This window comes from Alteromonas sp. PRIM-21 (assembly GCF_027563165.1).
GTDB classification, from domain to species: domain Bacteria; phylum Pseudomonadota; class Gammaproteobacteria; order Enterobacterales; family Alteromonadaceae; genus Alteromonas; species Alteromonas macleodii_A.
In genome coordinates this window covers 253501-280302 of record NZ_JADOEK010000004.1, presented here as the reverse complement: position 1 = coordinate 280302, position 26802 = coordinate 253501, and the positions used below count along the sequence as shown (strand labels likewise).

General features: G+C 43.7%; 18 protein-coding genes and 1 other RNA gene. 10 read left to right on the top strand and 9 right to left on the bottom strand.

Translation table 11 applies throughout. The annotated features are described in order from the left end of the window. Positions 1 to 14 precede the first annotated feature (14 nt). Together metK and IW644_RS08995 are read left to right on the top strand one after the other, a co-directional pair. On the top strand, positions 15 to 1160 hold the full coding sequence (gene metK / locus IW644_RS09000) for a methionine adenosyltransferase (protein WP_269917314.1): 1146 nt from the start codon (positions 15 to 17) through the stop codon (positions 1158 to 1160). A 247-nt stretch (positions 1161 to 1407) separates the two neighbouring features. Continuing rightward, positions 1408 to 1878, top strand: a complete 471-nt coding sequence (locus tag IW644_RS08995) for a hypothetical protein (RefSeq protein WP_179982467.1) — start codon at positions 1408 to 1410, stop codon at positions 1876 to 1878. 76 nt (positions 1879 to 1954) lie between these two features. On the opposite strand, the gene IW644_RS08990 is transcribed toward IW644_RS08995, so the two are convergent. Then, on the bottom strand, positions 1955 to 2458 hold the full coding sequence (locus IW644_RS08990) for a 3'-5' exonuclease (protein WP_269917313.1): 504 nt from the start codon (positions 2456 to 2458) through the stop codon (positions 1955 to 1957). Positions 2459 to 2777: 319 nt separating this feature from the next. Here IW644_RS08990 and IW644_RS08985 point away from each other — a divergent pair, with 319 nt between their 5' ends. Next, entirely contained in the window at positions 2778 to 3956 is a 1179-nt protein-coding gene (locus IW644_RS08985; protein ID WP_269917312.1) for an ABC transporter substrate-binding protein, read from the top strand. Further along, complete coding sequence (locus IW644_RS08980) at positions 3956 to 6826, top strand: ATP-binding protein (protein ID WP_269917311.1); 2871 nt, start codon at positions 3956 to 3958, stop codon at positions 6824 to 6826. The genes IW644_RS08985 and IW644_RS08980 overlap by 1 nt, the downstream gene beginning before the upstream one ends. 6 nt (positions 6827 to 6832) lie before the next feature. On the opposite strand, the gene IW644_RS08975 is transcribed toward IW644_RS08980, so the two are convergent. Further along, entirely contained in the window at positions 6833 to 7777 is a 945-nt protein-coding gene (locus IW644_RS08975; RefSeq protein WP_269917310.1) for a DMT family transporter, read from the bottom strand. 368 nt (positions 7778 to 8145) lie between these two features. Between IW644_RS08975 and IW644_RS08970 the strand changes: the two genes are divergently transcribed. The 3 genes from IW644_RS08970 (at position 8146) to IW644_RS08960 (ending at position 14218) form a co-directional block, all read left to right on the top strand. After that, the gene (locus IW644_RS08970) at positions 8146 to 10542 is read left to right on the top strand and encodes a TonB-dependent receptor (RefSeq protein WP_269917309.1); all 2397 of its coding nucleotides are present in this window, start codon (positions 8146 to 8148) and stop codon (positions 10540 to 10542) included. 981 nt (positions 10543 to 11523) lie between these two features. Continuing rightward, positions 11524 to 11799: a hypothetical protein gene (locus tag IW644_RS08965; protein WP_269917308.1), complete on the top strand. Its 276-nt coding sequence runs from the start codon at positions 11524 to 11526 to the stop codon at positions 11797 to 11799. A gap of 517 nt (positions 11800 to 12316) precedes the next feature. Then, positions 12317 to 14218: a PKD domain-containing protein gene (locus IW644_RS08960; protein ID WP_269917307.1), complete on the top strand. Its 1902-nt coding sequence runs from the start codon at positions 12317 to 12319 to the stop codon at positions 14216 to 14218. A gap of 766 nt (positions 14219 to 14984) precedes the next feature. Here the strand turns inward: IW644_RS08960 and rnpB are convergent. From rnpB to IW644_RS08935, 5 genes are all read right to left on the bottom strand, one after another. Next, an RNA gene (gene rnpB, locus IW644_RS08955) (RNase P RNA component class A) lies at positions 14985 to 15335 on the bottom strand. A 37-nt stretch (positions 15336 to 15372) separates the two neighbouring features. Further along, positions 15373 to 16836: a potassium/proton antiporter gene (locus IW644_RS08950; RefSeq protein WP_179982459.1), complete on the bottom strand. Its 1464-nt coding sequence runs from the start codon at positions 16834 to 16836 to the stop codon at positions 15373 to 15375. 154 nt (positions 16837 to 16990) lie between these two features. After that, positions 16991 to 19567 (bottom strand): protein translocase subunit SecD, encoded by a 2577-nt coding sequence (gene secD / locus IW644_RS08945; protein WP_269917306.1) that lies wholly within the window; start codon positions 19565 to 19567, stop codon positions 16991 to 16993. Between the two features lie 83 nt (positions 19568 to 19650). Continuing rightward, positions 19651 to 19965 carry a hypothetical protein gene (locus IW644_RS08940; protein ID WP_269917305.1) on the bottom strand — a complete coding sequence of 105 codons (315 nt, stop codon included), beginning with the start codon at positions 19963 to 19965 and terminating at the stop codon, positions 19651 to 19653. Between the two features lie 232 nt (positions 19966 to 20197). After that, on the bottom strand, positions 20198 to 20854 hold the full coding sequence (locus IW644_RS08935; RefSeq protein WP_179982456.1) for an NAD(P)H-dependent oxidoreductase: 657 nt from the start codon (positions 20852 to 20854) through the stop codon (positions 20198 to 20200). Positions 20855 to 21191: 337 nt separating this feature from the next. On the opposite strand from IW644_RS08935, the gene IW644_RS08930 reads away from it, so the two are divergent. The 3 genes from IW644_RS08930 to IW644_RS08920 are packed head-to-tail and all read left to right on the top strand — an operon-like array spanning position 21192 to position 24576. Continuing rightward, positions 21192 to 23126: a putative bifunctional diguanylate cyclase/phosphodiesterase gene (locus tag IW644_RS08930; protein WP_269917304.1), complete on the top strand. Its 1935-nt coding sequence runs from the start codon at positions 21192 to 21194 to the stop codon at positions 23124 to 23126. Positions 23127 to 23177: 51 nt separating this feature from the next. Next, positions 23178 to 24125, top strand: coding sequence for a DUF3034 family protein (locus IW644_RS08925; RefSeq protein WP_269917303.1), 948 nt, complete (start codon positions 23178 to 23180; stop codon positions 24123 to 24125). 16 nt (positions 24126 to 24141) lie between these two features. After that, a complete protein-coding gene (locus tag IW644_RS08920; RefSeq protein ID WP_269917302.1) occupies positions 24142 to 24576 on the top strand; it encodes a group I truncated hemoglobin in 435 nt (144 codons plus the stop codon). Positions 24577 to 24649: 73 nt separating this feature from the next. Here IW644_RS08920 and IW644_RS08915 read toward each other — a convergent pair whose 3' ends face one another. Together IW644_RS08915 and zapE are read right to left on the bottom strand one after the other, a co-directional pair. Further along, positions 24650 to 25378, bottom strand: coding sequence for a YebC/PmpR family DNA-binding transcriptional regulator (locus IW644_RS08915; RefSeq protein WP_269917301.1), 729 nt, complete (start codon positions 25376 to 25378; stop codon positions 24650 to 24652). Between the two features lie 305 nt (positions 25379 to 25683). Then, a complete protein-coding gene (gene zapE, locus IW644_RS08910) occupies positions 25684 to 26781 on the bottom strand; it encodes a cell division protein ZapE (protein ID WP_269917300.1) in 1098 nt (365 codons plus the stop codon). Positions 26782 to 26802: the final 21 nt, after the last annotated feature.

The following is a 26802-nucleotide window of genomic DNA, read 5'->3' as shown; positions in this document are numbered from 1 at the left end:
CTTACGGAGCATTTATGGCCACGCATTTATTCACATCCGAGTCAGTGTCTGAAGGACATCCGGACAAAATTGCTGATCAGATCTCAGATGCGGTTCTTGACGCTATATTAGAACAAGATCCTCGCGCTCGGGTGGCCTGCGAAACGTATGTAAAAACCGGTATGGTTTTAGTAGGTGGTGAAGTTACCACTTCTGCATGGGTAGACATTGAAGAGCTTACTCGCAAAACAGTAAAAGAAATTGGCTATACGCACTCAGACATGGGCTTTGACGCCGATTCATGTGCCGTATTAAATGCTATTGGTAAACAGTCTCCTGATATTAATCAAGGTGTTGACCGTGCAAGCCTAGAAGAACAAGGCGCGGGCGACCAAGGCCTAATGTTCGGTTACGCTAGCGATGAAACTGACGTACTTATGCCGGCACCTATCACGTACTCTCACCGCCTTGTACAAAAACAAGCGGAAGTACGTAAATCTGGCAAACTAGACTGGTTGCGTCCAGACGCAAAAAGCCAAATCACTTTTAAATACGAAAACGACAAGCCAGTGGGCATTGACGCTGTTGTACTTTCTACCCAACACTGCGATTCAGTAAGCACTGAAACGGTTCGCGAAGCGGTAATGGAAGAAATCATCAAGCCAGTACTACCAAGCGAATGGATTGATGGAAATACGCGCTTTCACATTAACCCAACAGGTCGATTCGTTATCGGTGGTCCAATGGGCGACTGTGGTCTAACAGGCCGTAAAATCATCGTAGACACTTACGGTGGCATGGCTCGTCACGGCGGCGGTGCGTTTTCTGGTAAAGATCCATCAAAAGTAGACCGCAGCGCAGCATACGCCGGCCGTTATGTTGCTAAGAACATTGTTGCCGCGGGCCTTGCTAAGCGCTGTGAAATTCAAGTGTCTTACGCCATTGGTGTTGCAGAGCCGACGTCTATCAGCATCGATACTTTTGGTACAGGTGTAGTAGATGAAAAAACATTGGTAGCATTAGTGCGTGAACACTTCGACTTGCGCCCTTACGGCCTTATCCAAATGCTAAACCTTGAGCGCCCTATATACCGCCCAACTGCTGCATACGGTCACTTTGGTCGTAACGAATTCCCATGGGAAGCAACGGATAAAGCAGAAGCACTGAAAGCTTCGGTCTAACCCAATAAGCATATAACGCTTATTGAAAACGCCGCTAGGTTGTTACGCTTTACATTGAAGCTATGCAGCTTGGCGGCGTTTTTCGTTGAAGTCTTTCAAGTTAAACAAGCTAGCCAGCTAAATTAAAAACGGTAAAGGCTATTTCCAACCTTTGTTTTTGGGTCTATGCTTAAATAACGAACACACTATTGCTTGTAGTTACTGGTTGTTTACAAGCCATGATAACAACAACAACTTGGGCTCTTCCATGAATATGGTTACTGGTATTTTCCTCGCCTTTGCACTGGCTGTCTCAATAACGGCCTTGCCCGCGTTCGCGGAAGTAAACAATACCAACTACAGCCCAATTCAGTTTAAGAGCAAGAAGATAGCTCGGTGGCAGCTAAACAGCATGTACCGCGTTCAATCCACGACCGAAACCTACCTCTACGATAACACCTATACCTATCCAGCGGGCTCACAAGGTATGTTTAGCGCCAGCCGGCGTTTCAACACTTGGGTGCCGCAGAAGGTTTATGCAACCTACAAAACAAATAATACCGCTTTTCAACATTATGCCGAGTGGCTTTATTTACCGCACGATGTAGGTACTTTTACGCGATTAGGTTGGCTGCTTGGCCAAAGCGAAGGATTAAACATGGCCGTAGAGCTAGAGCATAGACAAGTTGGAGAAGAAGAGAATATGGCGCTTTCTTTAGGTGTTAATTACCTGTTCTAGTAATATAACTACCTATGGCTTAGCGAAGGCCGCGACGCCAAAATTGCGCTCCCCTTACTGAAAAGGCAACACAGAATCACTTCTGAGTGAGCGCCATTGTTTTAGCATAGGTTTGCTGAATTATCATTGCATCGGAACTCGCCCGATGACGCTTTACGTCTAGTTCAGCGGAAAGACTGTTTTTGACGTCGTGCCAATTATCCATTTGAGACTCACTCAATATATATTCGAGGGCACGGCAGGTGAATGACATTTCAACTTGCGCAGTCGAGAAAAGCTTAATCAACCAAGGATTATCAACCACCCACCCGTCACTGTATACAATGGTATTCCCTAAAAAGTTATTTAGCTCAACACACACTTTGTGGGGCTCTTCGCCACGTGCTTGCAACATTTGTTGAGAGATGCCGTGAAGCGATTCTGCTTTTGTATCCCAGTGTACCCAAGAGTCAAATGGCCTCAGTAGTTTGCACCACTTTGCACCATCATAGCGCACAATGCCTATTTCTATGGGGTAACTCGCCGCCCCAAATCCACTTGCTTCCACATCTATAATTGTAGGCAATGTTGTATTTCGCACTTATACTCCAAACTACTGTTCTCCTTAATTTGTGTTAGCAAAAGAGGATATCCTTCTCACTGGCACAGGTATGTTTTAATTTTTACCGTGCTCTGCGCTCTCACATAGCTGTTCACTAAACAATCATTTAGCTTCACGCCTTTTGTTCAATAGTAGAATCGTGCCACATTGGTTTATTCCTAACGGAAGTATAAAGGGTGTTTCATCGAAAAACTGTTCGTATAACAAGCAAACTTAGACTAAAGGATAATGCGTAAATAATAAAACGCTCAGCACATTGCTATACACTTTTAAGGGTAATCAATCAGGTGGCTAATCCATGCGTGTACATCTTATTTTATCAGCGCTCCTCTGCTTTATATCCTTCTTTAATTCATGCCAAGCTAAAAGTACTCAAGAGCCGCTAATTATAGGTATTGATGCAGATCTCTCGGCAGTAGCTGTAGAGGGAGGCGTTGCTATTACTCGAGGCGTAGAGCTAGCCGTCGAGGAAATTAACGCAAATGGGGGGATACTTGGTCGTACACTTAAAGTGATTAAGAAAGATCATCGAGGAAATCCTGCTCGCGGTATTTACAATATTGAACAGTTTGCGCAAATGCCAAATTTACTAGCCGTCATTGGTGGAGTACACACTCCTGTGGTGCTTGCGGAAATTGATATTATACATGCTAAGAATATTCTCATGCTGGTTCCCTGGGCCGCCGGCACCCCCATAGTAGACAATGATCATTCCCCCAATAACATTTTTCGAATCTCAGTACGTGACGCTGAAGCAGCGTCTGTACTGATAGACTTTGTAAAATCCAGAGAATTATCTAATGTCGCTTTGGTTCTAGAACGAACAGGATGGGGACGTTCTAACCTTGAGTCTTTAACTAAAGCGGCACAGGATCAAGGGATAAACATTAGCGCAACCTATTGGATTAATTGGCAACAGAAAGATTTTTCTGAAGATGCTAAGGCGATAAAAGATTCGAAGGCAGACAGTGTCATATTAGTTACCAACGTACCTGAAGGTGTGGTTGTTGTAGATGCATTGGCTGAACAAGGCCTAAGCTCGCTTCCTGTTGTTTCTCACTGGGGTATAGCGTCAGGTCAGTTCGCATCTCAACTAGCCAACCCTATTAATCAGCACGACATATCAGTTCTTCAAACGTTTCACTTCCACCATCAGAAAAATAACAAGGCTAAACAACTGTTAGAAGCCTATTATAATAAATATGGACTTATTGATGCAGCAGCTATTGAAGGAGTCACGGGTTTAGCCCATGCTTATGATTTAATTCATTTAATTGCTATCGCTGCCGATAAAGCAAATAGCATACAAGTTAACGAGTTGCGCAACGCTTTAGAATCGCTCAAAGACATTCAGGGCGCTGTTAAATACTATGAAGCTCCATTCACTAAAGAAAGGCATGATGCACTTTGGTCAAAGGATTATTTTATGACGAAGATTAATGATAAAGGCCATTTGGTAACAACGGGCAAGAAATAATGCAGCATGAACCTATGAGGCTGCGTTCTTTATTGCTTTCAAGCATGATCCCAAGGCTAGCGCTACTAATAGCAGTGCTGTCTATTACGCTAGTTGCCCTTTCCTTTCACTTCATTGTTAAGCAAAGTAATGACCTTCAGCAGCAGTCGGTAGAAGGGCTCGAGCAAGATATTAGCTTCATTGTTAGCGATACAACGCGTCAGCTAGCTGATCTAGCGGCAAACGACATTATTATTAATTCGCTGGTTGATATACAGCAGCGAGATAATTATCTACCTATGTTTTTTCGCTCTTTAAATCTTACCCAGGCAAAAACTGTAGAATTTGCACTGTTTGATTTTGCAGGTGAGAAAGTTATAGACAAAAACTGGAGTGCTACGCTTCCTGAGTCGTTAAGCAGTGCTTGGCGTCAGCAAACGCTTGGCTCATCAAACACCTTTTCATCCGTATCTAAATACGGAGTAGTCATCAGCGTCCCCGTTCTGCTCAATGGCGTCTCTGAAGGTGCCCTTGTCATGTACGTCGATAGCCTTCAATCATTACTCGCGCCCTACCCTAGACTTACTAACCAGTTAGTCACAGATTCAAACGGAAACGTACTATTTAGTAGCGAGCCCTCTTTAATAGCGCCAAACTCAAGCTTTTTAGCGTTTAACCAAAGTGGTTATTCTATTAAGCAAACCAGCTGGAAGAATCTTCAGTTATATAGCGTTAAGCCAACTATTACTGCATACAGAGAGGTTGCCTGGACAGGCATTGTTTTATTAGCAATGGTTGTGGGGTTCATTTTCATTATATTGCATATGGTGAGTATGACCGGAACCTTGGCCGAGCGAACCCTTTCAACGCTTTATGACGATATTAAAAATCGCCTTAACAGTGACAATACAACGTATTTAAACGATGAATCGCAAGTTGAGGCAAAAGAGTTAGCCGACATTCGAGCCGCTTTCGATAAGCTTATCTGGGACTTGACCGAGGTATCACTCTCTAACGAGCAGTTTTCTAATGTATTAGAATCGATGGGCGACATGCTGGTCGTGGTCGATCAGAATCAAGAAATCCTCATTTCAAATAAACGCTTCGACATGTTTTGCGATGACCAATACGGTGAAAAGAACGCAATATTAAAGATGATAGTACGGAAGTTATCAGCGAAGCAGAGCGATGAGCTGACGCACTTTTCAGTTAATTCGGGCAAAGAACGTTATATTCGTTGGACAAAAGCATCCCTTGCTGACGTAAATGGCAATATTCGTGGTGATATATATGTAGGAAGTGACGTTACTGAGCAGCGCGCATTAGAAAGCCACGTAAACGTACTTACCCACGCGATGGATGAAGCGACTGTTTCAATTATTATTTCTGACGTTAAACGAGTCGGACAGCCAATTATTTATGTAAATAGTGCATTTGAAGAATTAACTGGCTACAAACGAAGCGAAATGATTGGGCACAACTGTCGCTCTATGCAAGGTGATGAAACCAGTAAGCAAACCGTTGAGCAAATTCGCAAAGCCATTGCGACACGAGAGCCTATTGAAACTACACTACTTAACTACAGAAAAGACGGCAGTGCTTTTTATAACCGATTAAATTTGACCCCAGTTAAAACTAATGGCGAAGTGACGCATTACATCGGTTTTCAGCAAGATGTTACGCAGCAACGACAAACGGAGCAATACCTTCAAGACGCGAGAGAGAAAGCCGAAGAGTCTGCTCGACTGAAGTCTAGCTTCTTAGCAAGTATGAGCCACGAAATACGCACGCCTATACACGGCATATCTGGTGTTTTGCAGCTAATGGCGAACTCTGAACTTACTGAAGAGCAGAAGCATTACCTTTCACTCGCTAAGTTTAGTATTCAAGGCCTTTTACATATCGTAAATGACATTTTAGACTTTTCTAAAATTGAAGCAGGGCAGCTACAAATCGAAGATAATCCTTTCGATATTTTAGAGTCCCTTGAAAATCTTCAAAGTCAGTACGCCATCATGTGCCAGGAAAAAGGTCTTGAGCTACACTTCCACTTTGATTTACAGGGATTCCACGTTGTACAAGGTGATGACGTGCGTTTCAGGCAAATTTTGTCGAACTTGTTGGGCAACGCCGTCAAGTTTACTGACACTGGATACATTGAAGTAACTACTAGTATTAAACAAGACGCAGACGACAGCCTTACACTTTTATGTAGCGTAAAAGACACGGGAATAGGTATTGCGCAAGATAAGCAAAGCACTATTTTCGATGTCTTCACGCAAGAAGATCTATCAACTACCCGCAAGTTCGGCGGAACCGGTCTAGGTTTATCAATTAGTAAGCAACTTTGCGAACTAATGGGTGGCAGCATAAAACTTGAAAGTGTAAAAGGCCACGGGAGTACGTTCTCTTTCACTATTTCTCTTGAGCCTGCAGATGAAACTTTGCTAGTCCCTGTGCACCACGCGTCCTCGTTAAAACGAGAAAAAGGTAAAAAGCGTAAAGTGCTTATTGTTGAAGACAACGATATCAATCAGATAATCGTGAAACAGCACCTAAGCAACCATACTACCCTGAGCGCCAAATCTGGCTTAGAAGCATTAGAGGCACTGAATAAAATGAAGGTGACCTTTGATGTCATTTTGATGGATTGTCAAATGCCAGAAATGGATGGTTTTGAAGCAACTAAGCGCATTAGAAACGGGGAAGCTGGAGAGCGTTACCTAAACGTTCCGATTATCGCCCTGACCGCAAATGCAATGAAAGGTGATAAAGAGCGCTGTGTTGAAGCGGGAATGGACGATTATTTAAGTAAGCCTTTCGATGCTGAAGATCTCATCGACAAGGTAGATCACTGGGCAAGTGCCGAGAGGAATAGTGAATTGGTTTAAATAAGGCTATGCCGCTGCTTTTCTGCCATAGCGCTTTGAAAGAAAAGGTAACCTTACTGATTGGATAAACAGACATAGGCTTACCAGCGTCATGCCAACCCACCCCACAGGCTTGAACACTTCACCAATAAGGAAGATAGCGAAAAGTGTCGCAACCAGTGGCTCTATGAGTGTGATAAGCGTGGCTTTACTGGCTTCAGTAGTGCGAAGACCATAACCAAACAGCAAGTATCCAAGAAACATTGGCACTACGGCCATGTAAAGTGAAACACTCGTGTGGATAGCGTTAGCAAACAGGTTCTGACCAGTAAACCAAAGAGAAGGGAGCAAGACTAATGCAGCACAGCCGAAAAGACCGGCCATAGCAGACTTTGAGTTTGCGCCAGTGTCAATGTGTTGTTTTGCTGCCCACGAATACCCCGCGTAAGTTAAACCTGCAATTAACCCCAAAGTAACGCCGAATATCTGATTATTATTAGGCGCTGATAGCTCCAACGCCCCCTCAGCTTTGCCCATAGTTAATAGGCCAATTCCCAGTGCGCCGAATATAAAGCTTATAAACCATTTTAAAGATACGGGCCTTTTACTTAGAAAATACTCTAAAAGCGCCGCGAATAAAGGTGCACTAGCGATAGATACTACAGTACCTATGGCGACACCTGACAAGCGCATAGCGCTGTAAAAAGCGAGTGGATAAATTGCAACGCAAGCACTACCAAATAAAAAGGTAAGTGGTTTAGCTAATAAAATTCGTGCATCTTCTACTAGCGATTTTCTAGCACTTAAGCAAAGCAGTACACCACCTATCCCCATGGCAAATGCACCGATGGCCAGAGGGCTGATTTGGGGCGCAAACTGTGCTGCAGTACCTGTTGTCCCCCACAGAAAACTTGCAACAACAATTGCTAGCATACCTTTTAGTAAATCATTGGCTCTTACTGGCTTTTCCATTGCACTTCTCTCGTATGACTTTTGTTTTTGCTCTTCGGTTTGGGTAAGGGTTTTGCACTTTGACTATCTTTTCATCAATCGTTTGCTAGAACTAAGATATTTTTATGTAAAAGCTAAATCTCATCTAAGCGGGATCATACCTAGATTATTTGCGATGTAATTAGCCTAATAGACACTTATTTTGACCTTTTAGACGCATTTTCAACGCCAAAGAGGCAGTTAACAAAAAAGCAACACAATGAAATACAAACCACCTTATACTACCAAAGTAGAAATATTTATTTCCCATATATAGAAAAAGCCAATTTTTTTTGCCACATTACCCCCTTGCCTAATAACAAAATAGAAACAACCACCTGGATGAACTTATGTTTAAAATAAAAAAACCGTCGTTTAGACGAAGCACACTTAGCATTGCAGTAATGGGGCTGCTTAGCTCTGGTGCAATTGCACAGGACACACAACAAGCGGATGATGATGACTTTGAGCAAATTATAGTAACGGCAACAAAGCGCGCTGAATCCATTGAAGACATTCCTTTTTCAATTAACGCACAAACCCAGCGAGACTTTGAGCGCAGCGGCGCTGGTAATTTGGAAGACGTCGCTAGAAACGTGGCGAGCGTCTCTATTCAAAATTTGGGGCCGGGGCAAAGTCAGGTTTCAATGCGTGGTGTATCGGCAGGGCAAATAGTACGAGACCAACCTGGCGTTAAAGAGCAGGTTGGCGTCTATCTTGATGAAAGCGTTATTTCACTATCTTTGTTTACCCCAGACCTCGATCTTTTTGATCTTAACCGCATAGAAACCCTACGTGGGCCGCAGGGTACACTTTTCGGCTCGGGCTCTATCGGCGGGACTCTTCGTTACATTACCAACCAGCCTGAATTAGACACCTTTGAAGGTAAGTTTGAAGCTAACCTTAATAGTGTGACAGACGGCGGTGTAGGCGGTCATGTAAAAGGTATGGTGAACGTACCAATCTCAGATACAGTTGCTATGCGCGCAGTGGTATATCGTACCGATTATGCGGGCTTTATTGATGCCCTTGGTGAGAACGGCGCGTTTAGCGAGGACGTTAATGACGGTGACAGAACTGGCGGACGTGTAGCGTTTGTTATCGCACCTAATGATAAACTCACCATAACGCCACGACTTATTTACCAAGAACTCGAGATGAACGGGTTTAATAGGGAAGAAGTCTACAACGTGTTTGCAAACCCTTACACTACGACACGCCCTGCTATTCAATTGGGTGAGCGCGAACAGTATCTTTTGCTTGAGGAAGGGTTTACTGATGAAACCTTGATAGCTGATGTAACCGCTGAATATCAAGCTGATGTTGCCGACTTTACCTTTGTTTATAGCTATACCGACCGAGATATACTGGTTAGCCGTGATGCCAGCGCACTCTCCGGTTCGGTGAGTATCGACTTAGGTTTCCCGGATGAAGCCGTATTATTACCGTCGAACCTATTGGATAGAACCGAAGTAGAGCAAGACACCTTTGAGCTTCGCGCCGCGTCTAATGACGATGGTGCACTAGACTGGTTAGTTGGCGCTTTCTACTCTTCAACTGAACGCGTTTACGATCAGTCACTTCCTACCCCCGGCTATGATGCGTTTACAGATGCTACATTAGGTGAAGGCACGTCGGCAGCGGTTTCCAATGGCTTTGAGGCCGATTCGCCTTACAACGCCTACTTGCCTTATGACTTAAAGCAGCTTGCTGTGTTTGGTGAAGTGAACTATCAAGTTAACGATGACTTCAAAATGACCGTGGGCTCTCGCTTTTACGATTATGAAGAAGAGCGCCAATTTATTTCCGGCGGCTTGTTTGCCAACGGCGACAACCAAACTGATTCGACAGAGTCAGACGGCTTCACATCACGCGTAATTGGTCAGTATAGCCTGAATGAAAACGTGAATTTAAATGCCCAAGTATCGCAAGGCTTTAGACTTGGCGGTGTAAATGACCCGCTAAATAGAAGCTTGTGTACCGACCAAGACGAAGCCATCTTTGGTTCGTTCCAAGACTATGACGATGAAAAACTCACTAACTATGAGATAGGCATGAAGTCGTCAGGACGGGGCTGGACAGCAAACGTTTCAGCTTTCTACAACGACATTGAAGACCTTCAAGTTACCTTAGATGCGGGTTCTTGTTCTTCACGTGTGTCATTTAACGTACCTGAAGCCCATACCCAAGGTATTGAATTTGAACTTACACGTCAGTTTACCGACCAGCTATTTTTCTCATTAACCGGAAGCATTATCGAAGCTGAGTTCGATTCTACGGTTGTTGACGGCGATGGTGCGGTACTAGGTGGCGTTGAAGATGGCAACCGTTTGGCGTCAGTACCTGAAGAAAGCTTCGCTATCGCATTTACTTATGATTTAGCGCAGCCTTTATTCTCGTCAAACAGCACCTACTTCCAAGGCTCTTATCAATACGTGGGCGACCGCATTACCCAGCCTAGTGACCAAGTTGCTGGCGCAGGCACCTTCACATCAGGGCTTGCCTTTGGTGGTGCAACCGGTACAGAAACAACAGAGTTGGATTTGTTGCTAGACGACTACGGTACAATGAACATGAGCTTTGGTCTTACCTACGATGACTACGAAGTCTTGCTATACGCCAACAACCTGTTTGATGAAAACGCACAGCTTTCGTTTGATAGAGAACGCGGTGGACGAGCTCGACTTGGGTTTACGGTGAACCAGCCTCGCACAGTAGGCGCAACGTTCCGCTACTTCTTCCAGTAACGCGCGATAAATGTCTCTGCCTGAGGGTTTACTTTCAGGTAGAGGCTTCACCTTTCTAAAGGAATAGCCTTCATCTTAATCAGGAAAAGTATCGTCTAAAAGCGGCACCATAAACATGCTTTGAGAAGCTATCAAAGAAAAGAGTGGAGTTGGCCGTAAGCCGGGCGTAATTACTCCGAGTAACCATGGCATCAAATACTTTCACTCTGTCCAGACAAGATCGTGTGACGTTAAGTGTGATACTAAGAGAATAACACTACCCATCTCATTTCGCTTTGATTAGTGAACTTTCAAAATTTTTATTCCCGACACAAGACGTACAGAAATAAAAATTTTGACCCTTTTATGCCTATAGCCCTTGTAATCTATAAGACCAATCTCGCCAAGTCTCTTCAAATCCGTGCCAATTTATGGCTGATGATGGCCTAGGATTTGCCCCAGAGTTTCCTGCGAAGGAGGATATATCTCGCTCTTACTGAGTGCTTTCTGACTCTTTATGTATAAATACATGTATAGGTGAAGTGGACAATTGCATTTTATTGAATTGTGAACTGTTGATTTATTCAACGAGTGTAGATTCTAAAGGTTTGCTTTCGTCTTTGGTTTTCATGCTTATTCCTTTTAGATTAGGTGCATGGAATGCCACTAAGGATTGACTACGTCGAATTTAGTTTATTAGTTTTTTTGATTGCTTTGTTTGATATACCCTGGACAGGAGGGAAGCTCTAGCATAGGTGCAGATTTCCTACCTATACTATCAGTATAACAAAAGCTGTCCAATCCCTATTCTTCTAACACCAATGTTTTTCTGATTAGATTTAGGCTCTTGCTTGTAACACTTATACTTACACCATAATGCACTTTAGGTGCCGATATATATCAACTTTCGGTCGCATTCTGGATTGATAGGAACTTATGTGTAGACATAGGAGGGTAGTTGAAATACACTAAACATTATACTTTAGTATAAATAAAGAATTCATGGAAGAAGATAAGACTAAAGAAAAAATAGAACAGTCAGAAAGGTTAGTTGAAGGGAATGTAAAATCGTTTTTGCTAGCTCCTGCCAACTTCACCCAAATGGAAAGGTCCTCTAAAAATTTAACCGCTCTTCTCAAGGTATTAGGGTCAAGGTTGATTGCTAAGGTCTATTTCATCCTTAATGCTATCGGTTCACCCGTTCTTCAAGAACACTCTAGCTGCGGTGCTCACGAACCTAGTTTCCAATATTGGCTTTCAAAAAATAATAGAGAATAAGGATATCAAATGAAGCTCTTTTCAATACTTATACTTTTTCCCTTTTCGGGAACTGCTTCAAGCGCTCGCTTCTCCTGTGACTATCAGCAATTGAGTTTCAGCTTTTGTGGTTCATAAACCATTACATTTCTCAAATTAGCTTTAGAATACTAAGACTTCGACTTTTCAACTGTAGGCACTGCTTCTGAAATGCAACAGGTTTTGGCTAGAAAAAGCGATAAAGAATATGCATAACCCCTATTAAAAATTTCCTTTCACATAGGACTAAATCAAAGCTGACAGTCTCTTGTGTACGTTTTGCGACATTGACAAAGAAAAATTGTAGGACTCTATGTCAATAGTTGGTCAGAAAATATCAACAAATAAAACTAATAACAAAAAGTTCACGTTACGAAATTGGAATTAACTTGAGAAAAGTAACTTAAAATCATCCCCTACTTATATCAAATAGTAATAGTGAGTCGGTAGTACGTCCACCTCTCGCTAAATTTTAACCACAGGACGTGGAATCTAAAAAATGAAGAAGTTAATAGCAGTTTTCGGTCTAACTTTGTCTCTTTACGGTTGCGGTGGAGGATCTAGTTCAGATAATTCACCACCTCAGGAAGTACAGAACTCTCCACCTGTAGCGAATGCTGGTAACGATCAGGATGCATCAACGGGCACAGTTGTGACCCTCAATGGCAACGCCAGTTCAGATGCCGATGGTGATACACTTTCTTACACTTGGTCGCTTACATCTTTACCTTCTGGTAGCAATGCTAGCTTGACAAGCCCGACTAACGTTTCGCCAACCTTCACAGCTGATGTAGATGGTACATACGTCGCGCAATTAATCGTTAATGATGGAACTGTCGACAGTGCAGCTGATACAGTCTCTATAATTGCGGCAACTACGAATTCTGCACCTGTAGCGAATGCTGGTAATGATCAAAATGCATCAACAGGCACAGTTGTGACCCTTAATGGCAGTGCCAGTTCAGACGCCGACGGTGATACACTTTCTTACAATTGGTCGCTTACATCCTTGCCTTCTGGTAGCAATGCTAGTTTGACAAACCCGACTAACGTTTCGCCAACCTTCACAGTTGATGTAGATGGTACATACGTTGTGCAATTAATCGTTAATGATGGAACTGTCGACAGTGCAGCTGATACAGTCTCTGTAATTGCGGCAACTGCGAATTCTGCACCTGTAGCGAATGCCGGTAATGATCAAAATGCATCAACAGGCACAGTTGTGACCCTTAATGGCAGTGCCAGTTCAGACGCCGACGGTGATACGCTTTCTTACACTTGGTCGCTTACATCCTTCCCTTCTAGTAGCAATGCTAGTTTGACAAACCCGACTAACGTTTCGCCAACCTTCACAGCTGATGTAGATGGTACATACGTCGCGCAATTAATTGTTAATGATGGAACTGTCGACAGTGCAGCTGATACAGTCTCTGTAATTGCGGCAACTGCGAATTCTGCACCTGTAGCGAATGCTGGTAATGATCAGAATGCATCAACAGGCACAGTTGTGACCCTCAATGGCAGTGCCAGTTCAGACGCCGATGGTGATACGCTTTCTTACGCTTGGTCGCTTACATCCTTCCCTTCTAGTAGCAATGCTAGTTTGACAAACCCGACTAACGTTTCGCCAACCTTCACAGCTGATGTAGATGGTACATACGTCGCGCAATTAATCGTTAATGATGGAACTGTCGATAGTGCAGCTGATACAGTCTCTGTGATTGCGGCAACTGCGAATTCTGCACCTGTAGCGAATGCCGGTAATGATCAAAATGTAACGGCGGGTACTACTGTGTATTTAGACGGTAGTGGTAGCACCGACGCTGACGGAGACGGTTTATTATATTCTTGGAGTTTTGTTTCAAAGCCAACTGGCAGTCTCTCCACATTTGATGACGAAACGACAGTAAACCCTGGTTTTACGCCCGATTTAGATGGAAGTTATGTAATCAGTTTAATAGTAAATGACGGAATTGAAGATAGTGAACCAGATACTCTTACGGTAGATGCTGTGCAACCAAGCGTGAAGCTGTATAGGGAAAGTGGTTTTTTCGATCCAGTATTCAGTGAAGTACCATTGCCATATTCGTCTAATTCTACAGTGACTGCTAATGTAACGGGAATCCCAACTCCAACTAGGTATACTCTTGATACATTTAGGATTGTTGCGGAAGCGCAAAGTTTTACAATCATCAACCTCACTGCGACTGATGGGACAGGCCAAGTAGTACCAACTATTTCAAATTTGTCTGAGGGCTTAGTATTAGCCGATGGAGTAGAGGTAGAGTTCGAATTAATCTCTCCACTAACAGGCGGGGCCACGGTAACGCTGAATTATGGTTTTGAGATTCAAGAAACAGGAGAAACTTTCTCCGCAAGTTATACTTTTACAAGCAACTAAAACCTCAGCTAAGTAGGATTATCAGTTGCCCCACGAAAGTGCGGGTGATTGATAATCGACTTTTTTGAGTTTCCAATTATTTGCTTCTCTAGCTCGAAAATGAAAGATGAAACCCCTTCTTAATAGTGATTAGCAGATCTGGAAGCTGAATTTCTGCTAATCGGTCGAGGGTAATAACAAAAATACCGTTCATCAAACTCAGTCACGATTAAATAATAATTATTTTCTCTAAATAAAATGAAGAGCAGCTTTGAATTTTATGCAAACCGTCTAAAGATTTTTACTCTGAAGTCCCTTACTAACTCATTAATGACAATCAATTCCATTAGTACCGACTTCCGCATTACCTTAGGTGCTGCGGATTATAATGCCATATCCCACGTCCCAACCCAATCACTGGAAACAGGTGCTGCAATATAAGACGTTTGCAAACCAATAAATGCACGAATGGGCTTAAGGTTAAATGCGCTAAACTCTATGTTAAAGTTTTCGCTAGGATTGGAATAGCCGAGTAGTCTGCTTCCTCCAACTTGGCCCTACCTAATATTTTACTGACTAATTTTAACGCTTCAACTCTACAGCTAGTACGTAACGATCTACGAACAATAGATGATTTGTGCAGTTAATTAAAATGATATGTGTTTCAACGCAGTATAGCGTGTGGAACTGATAAGTGTGACATGATGTGTGACGCCTCTGTGAAAAGGGGGCTTAGAGCACTCTATGCTTACCAGCAAAATACTGATAAGCATAGATTTTCAGAATTAGGGGGAGTTGGCCGTAAGCCGGGTTCTGTCGTGGGCAACCATTCCTCTAGATCAGCAATCGCTCACTGATTCAAGCAACCTACCCGATCCCCATGCGGGCCACACGTTGAGGGATCCTATTTGGTCTTGCTCCGGGTGGAGTTTACCTTGCCACACTCTGTTACCAGAGGTGCGGTGCGCTCTTACCGCACCCTTTCAGCCTTACCGGCATGTAAACATGCTTAGGCGGTCTTCTCTCTGCTGCACTTGTCGTCGGCTCACGCCGCCCAGACGTTATCTGGCACCCTGCCCTTTGGAGCCCGGACTTTCCTCCCCTTTCTTACGAAAGCGGCGATTGCCTGGCCAACTCCGCGGCGCATTCTACATGAAGTACCCTACAATAGCACCCTATTCCTGCTCATTGTAAAAGCATTGTTCAACGGCGTTTTTATCGAGTAGTTTAGTGATAATAAATATTTGATCACCCGATTCTATTTTGGTGCTGCCTTTAGGTATAAGAGTTTGTTCACCACGAGCAATCATCGCCACTACCGTATTGTCAGGAAGCGATATTTCACTGATGGTTTTGTTCAAAGCCGGCGATAACTTGGATACTTCTATCTCTATAAGTTCGCGCTTACTTTTGGCAACTTTAACAATTTCTAGCGTACTCGATTCCTTTACTTCATCATTTAGCACTAAACCTAACTTGCGCGCTGCGAAAGGTAAGGTTGAGCCCTGCAACAAGGCGGAGATAAGCACAATAAAGAACACCACATTGAAAATAAGCTCAGCGTAAGGCATACCAAATATCAGCGGGAAAATAGCTAAAATAATTGGCACCGAACCTCGCAAACCCACCCATGATATAAGAAGCGATGCTTTAAACGAGAACTTCGAGAGCAGCAAAATAGGCATAACCACCAGCGGGCGTGCAACAAAAATAAGCACAAACGCAATGAGTAAGCCTTCCTTCCAGTTTACGAAAAGCTCGGTGGGTGTAACGAGCAAGCCGAGGATAACGAACATGGCAATTTGCCCCAACCAAGCCAGTCCGTCGAGAAACACAAAGGTATTACGCTGATACGCAAAGCGGCTGTTCCCCACGATGACGCCCGTAATGAAAGTAGCGAGGAAGCCACTGCCATTTAAGTTTGCTGCTAAACCAAAAGACAATACCCCAAATAACATCACAAATACCGGGTACAAGCCTATGGCCATTAAAGTTACACGCCTGAAAAGCCACACAGCAATACCGCCTATTGCAAGGCCAACTGCTGCGCCAACGCCCATTTGGCTAGCAAATAAAGAGAGCAAATCCAAGGGTTTAGTCGTGCTATCTTGAATAAGCGTAATAAGGCCAATAGTGAGGAATATGGCCATAGGATCGTTCGACGCACTTTCAAGCTCCAGCGTGGACTTTATCTTAGCGGGAATGCGGATACCTGCATTGCGCAAAACCGAAAATACCGCAGCAGCATCGGTTGACCCCACAATAGCGCCAAGCAATAAGCCTTTATAGAGCGGTAAATCGAGGATAATCATGGCCGCCACACCGGTAAGCACCGCTGTCCCCACAACGCCAAAGGTGGCAAGCAAAGCAGCTGGCTTCCATGCTTGAAGTATGGACTTTTTAGATGTTTGCAGTCCGCCATCAAATAGAATAAGGATGAGAGCAAATGTACCTATAGCATGGGCGGCATCGGCATTATCAAAGAAAATTCGGCCAATCCCATCTTCACCAGCCAGCATACCAACACCAAGGAATAGCACCAATACAGGTACGCCAAAGCGCGGAGACAGCTTACTGGCCAGCACACCTAAAATGGCCAGCACTGCGCTAAGTAAAATAATGTGATCAACTGCAAACATTATACGTTCCTTATTGCCACTGATGCATGCTTACGCGAAACTGGAAGTACGCATCAAGGGTTCCTGTTAATACTGCTACCTTACCGCGTTTTCTTACCAAAGTATTGAGGTACAAAAACGCGGCAGGGTAATAAAGTTAAGGAACTCGTGTCGCCTAAGGGATGTGGGACAACGAAGCCTTAATTTCTTCAGCAGTGGGCTTTAACTGTGCTTTGCCCTGTTTCTCCCTTCTACTGCCCAATAGGTACAATAATGTAGAGGTTATAAACAAGGTCGAAGACGTGCCAATTACCACAGCAAAAACCATAGGCACTGCAAAACTTTCTACTGCGTCACCACCAAATAAAGCCATTGGAAGCAGCGCTAACAGCGTGGTAACTGACGTAAATACCGTTCGACTTAATGTACTATTCACCGCTTCGTTGATGGTGTTTGATAAAGGTTTAGTTGGGTCTAAACGTAAGAGTTCGCGGATACGATCAAGCACCACCACTTTATCGTTTATCGAATAACCAATAAGCGCTAATAACGCTGCTACTGCGGTTAAGTTAAACTCGATACCGGTTAACGCGAAAAAGCCTATGGTTTTGGTTAAATCCAGTAGCACGGTAAGCAGTGCTGCCGTCGCGAAATGCGCTTCAAAACGCGCCCATAGGTAAACCAACATGCCACCACCGGCTATAAGCAGCGCAAGAATAGATAGCTCCGCGAAACCTCCGCTGACTTTCGGTCCAACCATATCAACTTTATCAAAACTTACCTGGTCGTCAGCCTCTGAAATCGCACGTTTTAGTGCGTCAGTCTGCTTTGCATTGCTATTATCAAGCTCGTCATTGCTATCGAGAACAGGAGCGCGCAATAAATAGTGATGCTCACTGCCATATTCTTGAATGGCTACCTGATCAAAGCCATTACTTTCAATGACACCTCGTAACTCATCAGTCGAGAGTGTTGGCGCGGTCAGCTCAATCATGGTGCCCCCGGTAAAATCGACACCATAATGTAAACCTGGTTTGGCAAATAATCCGATTGAGAGCACTGTTAGCACTACCGAAATAGCTAATGCAATCTTGCGTTTAGCCAGAAAATTAACACCGCTTAGCTTATCGCTCAAGCGCAGTAGCGGCGATGAGAAGCGTAGTGGCAGGCGCTGCTGCGCGCGATCTTGCGTATTTTTTTGCTTCGACTTAACCACTCTAAGCATAAGCATTTTAGTTAAGGCAACCGCAGTAAATACTGAAGATACAAGCCCAAGGGCAATGGTGATAGCAAACCCTTTAATAGGCCCACTTCCGAACATAAACAACAAACTCACCGCTATAAGCGTAGTGAAGTTTGAATCTACTATTGTTGCGAATGCTTTTTCAAAGCCCACTTCGATTGCACTGGCTGCAGGGCGGCCTTTTTTACTTTCCTCACGTATGCGTTCATTAATTAAAATGTTTGCATCTACCGCCATGCCCATAGTCAGAATCAAGCCTGCAATGCCAGGTAATGTGAGTGTTGCGCCAAATAAGGTTAACGCACCAAACACCAATGCCATGTTGATGCACAGAGCAAAGCTTGCAATAGCCCCCCATCTGCCATAAATCGCTACCATAAATGCTAAAACTAGCAACGCACCTGCTATACCGCTTTCTACACCGGTTTGAATAGCGTCGCTACCTAAATCAGGCCCAACCGTACGTTCTTCTATAATATCAAGGGGCACAGGTAACGCACCGGTGCGAAGCATTAATGCGGTATTACCTGCCTCGGGCAACGTAAAGTTACCGGTAATTTCTCCTCGTCCGCCTGGGATCACGCTGTTAATAACCGGGGCGGTTACCACTTTGTCGTCAAGAACAATAGCAAGCACGCGGCCAATATTGTCGCGGGTCATAGTGGCAAACTGCTTAGCACCGGCACTGTCTAAACGAAAGGTCACTACAGGCTGACCGGTTTCGCTACTTAAAACACCGGCCGCGTCAGTGATATGTTCGCCTTCTAGCGCCACTTTTTGTTCCAAGCGATAGGAATTACCCGCCCCATCCTGCTTGCTCATTACTTGTTCTGAGCGGCTGTTTGCAGCCCAATGAAAGGTCATTTGTGCTGTAGTACCCAGTAGCTTTTTAACCTGGGTCGGGTCGGACATACCTGGCATCTGAACTAAAATCGCGTCTTTACCCTGTAAGGTAACACTGGGCTCGGTAAGCCCGGTTTCGTTCAAACGCTTCCGTACTACCTCAACACTTCGGCTTAACGTGTCCTTAACCAATTGCTCTGAATAGAGTTCGTTAAGTGTAAGAGTGACGGTGTTTTGCTTTATTGCAACATCAAGTGCACTTGCTCCTTTCGGTTGAGCGGAAACTTGATAAGCAACATCTTTAACCTTTCTAGCATCACCTGCGTTGCGCAAGGTAAATACAACGCTTGCTGCACTATCTTGACTACTCGCCTTTGAAGAAAGCGAGTGAGATGTTCTGGTATAGCGTACGTTTTGGGTACGTAATTCGCTAAGCAAATCACTGGAAAAACTGCTGAGTTGCTTCTCAAACAAGGCGTCAGTGTCTGCGGCTAAGAGTAGATGCGATCCTCCCTGTAAATCTAAGCCTAAAGAAAGAGTGCTAGAGGTATACCACGTGGGTAACTGCTGTTTAACTGATTGTGGCAATATGTTGGGCGCAGCGCTCAGTAAACCGAGCATAACGATGAGCACATACACAAAGCCACGAAATGAAAATCGTGCCATTTTAAATCCTGAATAATGAAGTTTTAAAACGCTTGAACGAGAAACAAAGAAGCTTTGCTTTCACGTTAGCGCGTGTAAAGGGGTTAACTCAGGATGGAAGGTGGACCTCGAGGGCTCGCTTTTACCCACGTTTTATCAGTAAAGAAAGGGCCTGCTGATGGCACCTTGGTGGATGACGCTTTGTAAAAGACAAAGTTTAGCGATGCCGATATTAAACCTGGCGGCTCTGCGTCGGTAAGCTTTTCGCCTTTATCACCGGTTAGTTTGGTTGCGCTAAACCTAAGAGAGTAGCTTTGCGTGCTGTGAACAAACTTGGCCAGCGGAGACTGCGACGTAACTTCAGCATTACTCGCTACATCAGGTGTCTGAAAACCCGTACTAACAATTAGATACGACAATACCCACGCCACAAGAAACGGCGTAAATGAAGAAGGGCTATTGCGTTTTATAAAAGCGTGCACGATATTTAGGCTGGTTTTATTAATAAATTGATTTCAGTCAAGCGAGTGAGATGGGGGCGGACAGATTATTTTCAACGCTAGTTTGCACGAGTCTTTAAAATAAAAGAGCGCCGTTAAAGGCGCTCTTTTACACTTTATACTTAAAACAACTGGCTGTTCTATAAGAGGGTTAAACCACTGCAATCACGTCATCTTTTGGCAAGCGGGCCTTAGGTAGGCCGTGGTTCCAGTCTTGCTCGGTATCAGGGTATCCCATAGCCAATGCCACTTCACAAACGTGGCCGTCTAGTTCGTCTTTGAATAGTTCGCCAAGCAAATCAGGATCCACACCTTCCATCGGTGTAGAGGCGATACCCAAACGAGCCAATGTGTGCATTGCATTTCCAAGTGCAAGATAAACCTGCGCTTTAGTCCATGCTGCGTTGTTACCATTTTCATCGGTATTCGCTTCAGCGAAGGCATAAGCACCCATAAAGTTTTCACGCATATCTTCAGGTAAATGACCAGAAGCGACTTCTGCATCGACACGTTTAACAAACTTTTCTTTAGTGAATTTAGGGTCGTAAGCAAACAAAATAGTATGAGACGCTTCTTTCGCGTGAAGCTGGTTAAACTGATGCTTATTTTCAAAGCTATCGTGTAGACGCTGTTTCGCTTCGTCGCTTTCTACTACAACAAACTTCCAAGGCTGAGAGTTGATAGAAGACGCTGATAGACGCAAAGCTTCAAGAATGGTAGCAAGGTCGTCAGCTGAAATGCGTTTGTTAGCATCGTACTTCTTAACTGTATAACGCTTGTTTAAATCTTCGATAATTGGATGAGACACAACTAACTCCTCAATATATAAATGGGAACAATCTAAAAGTTGTGCGTATGGTATTGATTCACCTTTTCAATGATAAGCCCTCTAATAGCTGAATCAGTTTCAAAATATTTTTGAAACTGTGATGAATCCTTACAAGTTAGGGCTTATTTCTGCTTATTTTCCAAACACACAAAAATTAGAAATACCTAATATTAATCAATAACTAAGCGACAAGGTGATAATCCGTAAGAATAATTGAATAGGTTAGTGAGGTAGTCTATCTTTTACGAAGAACAGCAATATATTGGTAGCAGGCTAACCTAGGTTAAACGCCAAAAAAGTAAAAACCTTTTACTGGATGGATATTAATAGTATTTTGGAGAACCAAATTCAAACTCATGACTCAACGACGGGTCAGCAAGAAATGGTCGCCGTCCGATTTCGCAGGCGCTATCGATTATGCCAAGTCTTAACCATCATTGGAGTGCTGTTTCTTCTAGCCTTAGGCAGCATTAATCTAATTAGTAACGCACGCTTTCTTGGTATCTTACTATTAGGCTGTGCGTTTGTCGGTTTGATTAACCTGTACATTCTAAAACGCTCCGGTAATGTAGAGCGCGCTGCCACTGTGCTTAGCGGTATTTTGTGTTTTCTTTCTATTTCATTGCTTATCACTGGCGGAAAAGACAATACGGGTATGCTGTGGATTTACCCGATTATGGCTATTAACCTTTTCATTAATCGCTTTTGGCCTGCGGTTGTCATCTTTTCTTTTTTTACTATTGCTAGCCTACTCTTGCTATTCAGCCCGCTTTCATTCTTATTATCGACTAGCTACTCCTTAGTCGAAGCAATTCGTTTCGTTCTTACTATGCTGGCGCTAAACTCCATATGCTTAGCTGCGCTCTATTCAGAAGAACAAGCCTATCGAACCATCATTCAACTTCACGCTGACGATGTCCGCCAAATGGCGTTTTTCGATACATTGACAGGCCTCCCTAATCGCTGGAGTTTTAAAAACAATCTACAGCGTTTAATCAGTCGTGCGAAAAAAGACAAGAATCGCATAGGGCTACTTTATATCGACCTTGATAACTTTAAACAGGTGAATGACCAGTTTGGTCATGAGGCTGGAGATCGCTTACTACTCGAATTTAGTGAACGGCTATGGGAAGTCATTCGACCTAGCGACCAATTATTCAAACCAAATAAAGATAGTCTGGCCAGGCTAGCGGGGGACGAATTCGTCGTAATTTTGCCTGATATGAAAAAACCGGAAGATGCCAGCAAAGCCGCAGAACGCATTTTGGGTGTGTTTGACAATGGGTTTGATGTTGACGGCGTTTCTCATAACGTATACGCCAGTATAGGTATAGCTGTTTACCCTGATGATGCAGTCGAACCAGCAACATTGCTGCAACATGCTGATGCGGCGATGTATGATGCGAAAAATAACGGTCGCAACTGCTATAGGTTCTTCACTAAGGATATCGCAATGGCGTTGCAGCAACGCCAAAAAATAGAAAAAGGGCTGAGAATTGCTCTTAGTGAAAGTCAATTTTCACTAGCATACATGCCAATATTTGATTGCAAAGATAACACTATTGTCGCGGTGGAAGCGTTACTTAGGTGTCAAAACGAAGAATTAAAAGACATTGGACCTGACGACTTTATACCCGTTGCAGAATCTGTCGGTCTTATTAAAAAAATAGATTTGTGGGTCATTGATAATGCGTTAAATGCGCTAACGCAATTACAAAGCTCTTGCGCCTTCGAAGGGAGAATGTGTATTAATGTATCTGGCGTAGAACTCAATAACGAAAATTTCCCTTCACAAGTTAAAGCGCTTTTATTGAAAAACAATGTTTCACCTGAACGCGTTGAACTAGAGATAACGGAAACAGCATTTGTTGCAGGTGACATGACATGCCTTGAAACGCTTAAAGCATTAAACGAGCTAGGCGTTTCTTTAGCGCTTGATGACTTTGGAACAGGCTATACAGCTTTCAGCCAGTTAATTCACTACCCCGCCAATTGCTTGAAGATAGATCGCTCCTTCGTTAACGACCTTTTCTCTGCTTCTGAGTCGCGTAGTAAAATGGTGATGATTATTCAAAACCTTGCCAAACTTTACAGTCTTCGCGTAATCGCGGAAGGCGTAGAGACAGAAGCACAACTCGATTATTTAAAGAGCCTTGGGTGCGATTGGGCACAAGGTTATTATCTTTCTCGTCCACTACCGTGGCATGAACTGCTAAATCAGATTACTGTAAACGTAAAAGAACGCGAATAACGCTATGATAACTCAATCACAGCACCGCAATAACACTATTAGGCTCAATACATGATAAAGCGCTTGTTACTTCCCTTACTTTTTTTATCGCCGTTAGTAAACGCGGATAGCGGCTCTCGCTTAATAGCGTCGGGCGGAATTACCGGCTTTGAAGGTACCGCAGGTGGCGGCATAACACCTTGGGCATTTATTGGCGGGTACACGAGTAAAGAAGAAATTAGCTATTCTGCCAATGTTCAATACTTAAGCCTTAACGATTACTCGCTCACTACTGCTGGTGCTGGCATAAGTCTTTTTGACCGCGTGGAATTTAGCATACAGCGCCAGCGTTTAGATATTTCAGCCGGGTTAACCAGCAATGTTTTTGCGCTACTTACAGAAGGTGCGGTGACCAATGCTAACAGTACAACTATCGAGCAAGATATTGTGGGGGCAAAGGTTAAATTATTCGGTGATGGCGTTTTTACCCAAAACTCATGGGCTCCACAAATCGCTTTAGGCGCCCAGTATAAGAAAAATAGAGATGTTGATAGTTCGCTTTCATTGCCAGATGGCACCGTTCCACTTCCTGAGGTAGGGGTACCTTTACTGTTAGGCGCAAAGGACGACAGCGGCACTGACATCTACCTTTCAGCGACTAAATTATGGTTGGGCACACCGTCAGGCTATAATTTACTTACTAATTTAACCGCCAGGTACACTAAGGCAAATGTATTTGGCCTATTGGGTTTTGGTGCTGAAGGTCACGACAATGCAAAAGTTGAGTGGGAAGGCTCCGTTGCAGTATTAATCAGCCCTACCACGGCAATGGGCACTGAGTTTCGAACACAAACTAATCGGTTAGGTGGGCTAGCCGAAGAGGATACGGTTGTTGATGCTTTTATTGCTTACTTTCCAAATAAATCTATTTCAATTACCGCTGCCTATGTGGATTTAGGTAATTTACCGCTGCAAGAGAGCTCAAGTGGCTTCTACCTAACGGTAAATGGCAATTTTTAATGGGGAGTTACCACATATGAAATTGTTAAAATGTATTCCTATTGCAGCACTAGCGCTACTAAACATTTTGCTTACAGGTTGTGCAAGTACTGAAAAGCAAAGTCTGTATGATGAAATTGGTGGCCATAAAACGCTGAACACTGTCTATGGTGTGGCTATCACCCGTATTTACACTGACCCTGTAATTGGTCACTACTTTAAAGGGGTGCCAAAAAAGCATCTACGCGACCAACTCGTTTTGCAAACCTGTGAGCTTATTGGCGGACCTTGTGAGTACGATGGTAAATCAATGTTAGAGTCTCACAAAGGTCTCAACATCAAGGAGCGAGAATTCTATATTTTGGTAGAGTATGTTCAAGGTGCTATGCGCGATGTAGGCCTTACCTATCAGCAGGAAAATCGTATTTTAAAAAAGTTAGCGCCGATAAAGTACGAAACAGTTTATCTATAATCGCCGTTAAACGTTTGAGCACACAAAAAAACCTCGCATTGGCGAGGTTTTTTATTCATGAGGTTTGTGTTTATTAGTTACTGCTCGGCGTAATCGCGTTGTGGTAAACATCCTGCACGTCGTCACAGTCGTTAAGCATGTCCATGAATTTCTCAAACATAGGCATATCTTCTTCGCTGATCTCAGTTTCAGTCTGAGGTATCCAGCTCATCTCTTCGGCAATAAACGTAATATCTGGGTAGGCTTCAGTTAGCGCTGTTTTTACCTGATAGAATTCAGTGTGCGGCGCATAAACGGTAACTTTACCGTCTTCAACTTCAACATCAGTTACGTCCACGTCTGCTTCCATCAGCACTTCTAGAATAGCGTCTTCGTCGTCACCTTCAAACTGGAATACCGCTTGGTGATTGAACATATGCGATACCGCACCCTGCGCACCTAGCTTGGCGTTAGTTTTAGTGAAGCAGTTGCGCACCTCGGTAATGGTACGGTTTGCGTTGTCAGACAAGCAGTCAACAATAACCATACAGTTACCCGGGCCAAAGCCTTCGTAACGCATAGGCTGAAAATCTTCGCCAGCACCACCAGCCGCTTTATCAATCGCTTTTTCAATAACGTGACTTGGTACTTGGTCTTTCTTCGCTTTTTCCATTAGGCGGCGAAGTGAAAGGTTAGTGTCTGGGTCGGCACCACCATTTTTTGCGCACACGTAAATTTCTTTACCGTACTTAGAATAAACCTTAGTTTTTGCGCCGGCAGTTTTTGCCATGGCGGCTTTACGAACTTCGAATGCTCTTCCCATCTTAAAATTCTCTTTCTCGCAATTAGAAATGCTGCGTTGGGTTTTATCGGGGTACTATTTGCCTGAACCTTTTTTCAGGCTGCGCCGCTTTGTCTTATTTGGAGTTAATGCGAAACAAGCCATTGTAAAAATTGCTAAGTGCAACCTTTTCCAAACTAAACGCTGATTTAGCAACACAGAAAAATTGTGCGAAATTCTACCTTAATTTTCCTCTAATACCAATGTGAATCCCCTTTCAAGGGACGCAAGCAACGTGCTTACCCGCTCTTATTAGACATAAATGTACTCTGACCCCATACATTTTTCTATGGTAGGTGTTCGGTGGCCAGGTAATCGTGTGACTGCATTTCCTTTAAGCGGCTAAGGCAGCGTCTAAACTCGAAGTTTAGAAGGCCTTGGGTATAAAGGTTTTCTAGCGCTACTTCTGCCGAAATGATGAGTTTCACGTTACGCTCGTAGAACTCATCTACCATCGCAATAAAGCGGCGCGCCACATCGTCATTATGCTGGCCCATTTCCGCGACATTGGCTAAGAGCACCGAATGATAACAACGGCTTAATTCAATGTAATCGCTCTGGCTTCTGGGCCCTCCACATAGTGCTTTGAAGTCGATCATCAAGACGCCGTCTGCGTTACGAAGAGTTGCAATTTTACGGTTATTTACCTCAATATCTTCACCTTTAGAGCCTTCTTCTGGCGCTAACTGAGAAAAATAACTATGCAAATTTTCTGTGGCTTCATTATCAAGTGGGTAGTGATAAATTTCAGCTTGCTCTAGGGTTCTCAAGCGATAATCAATACCACTATCAACATTTACCACACGAGTGTTTTGGTTGAGCAGGTCAATTGCTGGTAAGAATCGCGCACGCTGCAATCCGTTTTTATACAAATCGTCAGGCACTATGTTAGAGGTAGCCACTAGCACAATACCGTGACCAAATAACTCTTCCATTAGGGTACCTAAAATCATGGCGTCGGTAATATCAGATACGAAAAACTCGTCAAAACAGATAACTCTCGCTTCTTCTGCCAGCTTTGCCGCCACCAACTTCAAAGGATCTTGTTCGCTTTTAAGTTGCTTAAGTTCGTCGTGCACGCGATACATGAAACGGTGAAAATGCACGCGCATTTTCTTTTCAAAAGGCAAGCAATCGTAGAAGGTATCCACTAAATAAGTTTTACCTCTCCCTACCCCGCCATAAAAGTAAATGCCTTGAATACCCGGCTTGGCATGTCCTTTACCAAACGCAGCTTTTAACTTAACCCGCCAAGTCATTTTCTTTTTGGGCTCGGTCAGTTCATCGTACAAACGCTGAAGCTCTTTTACTGCATTTTCTTGTGCCGCGTCATAATGAAAATCAGACGACTGAAGATCTAGCTGATATTTTTCCCATGGCGTCATCGCCGAAACCACTCCGTACAA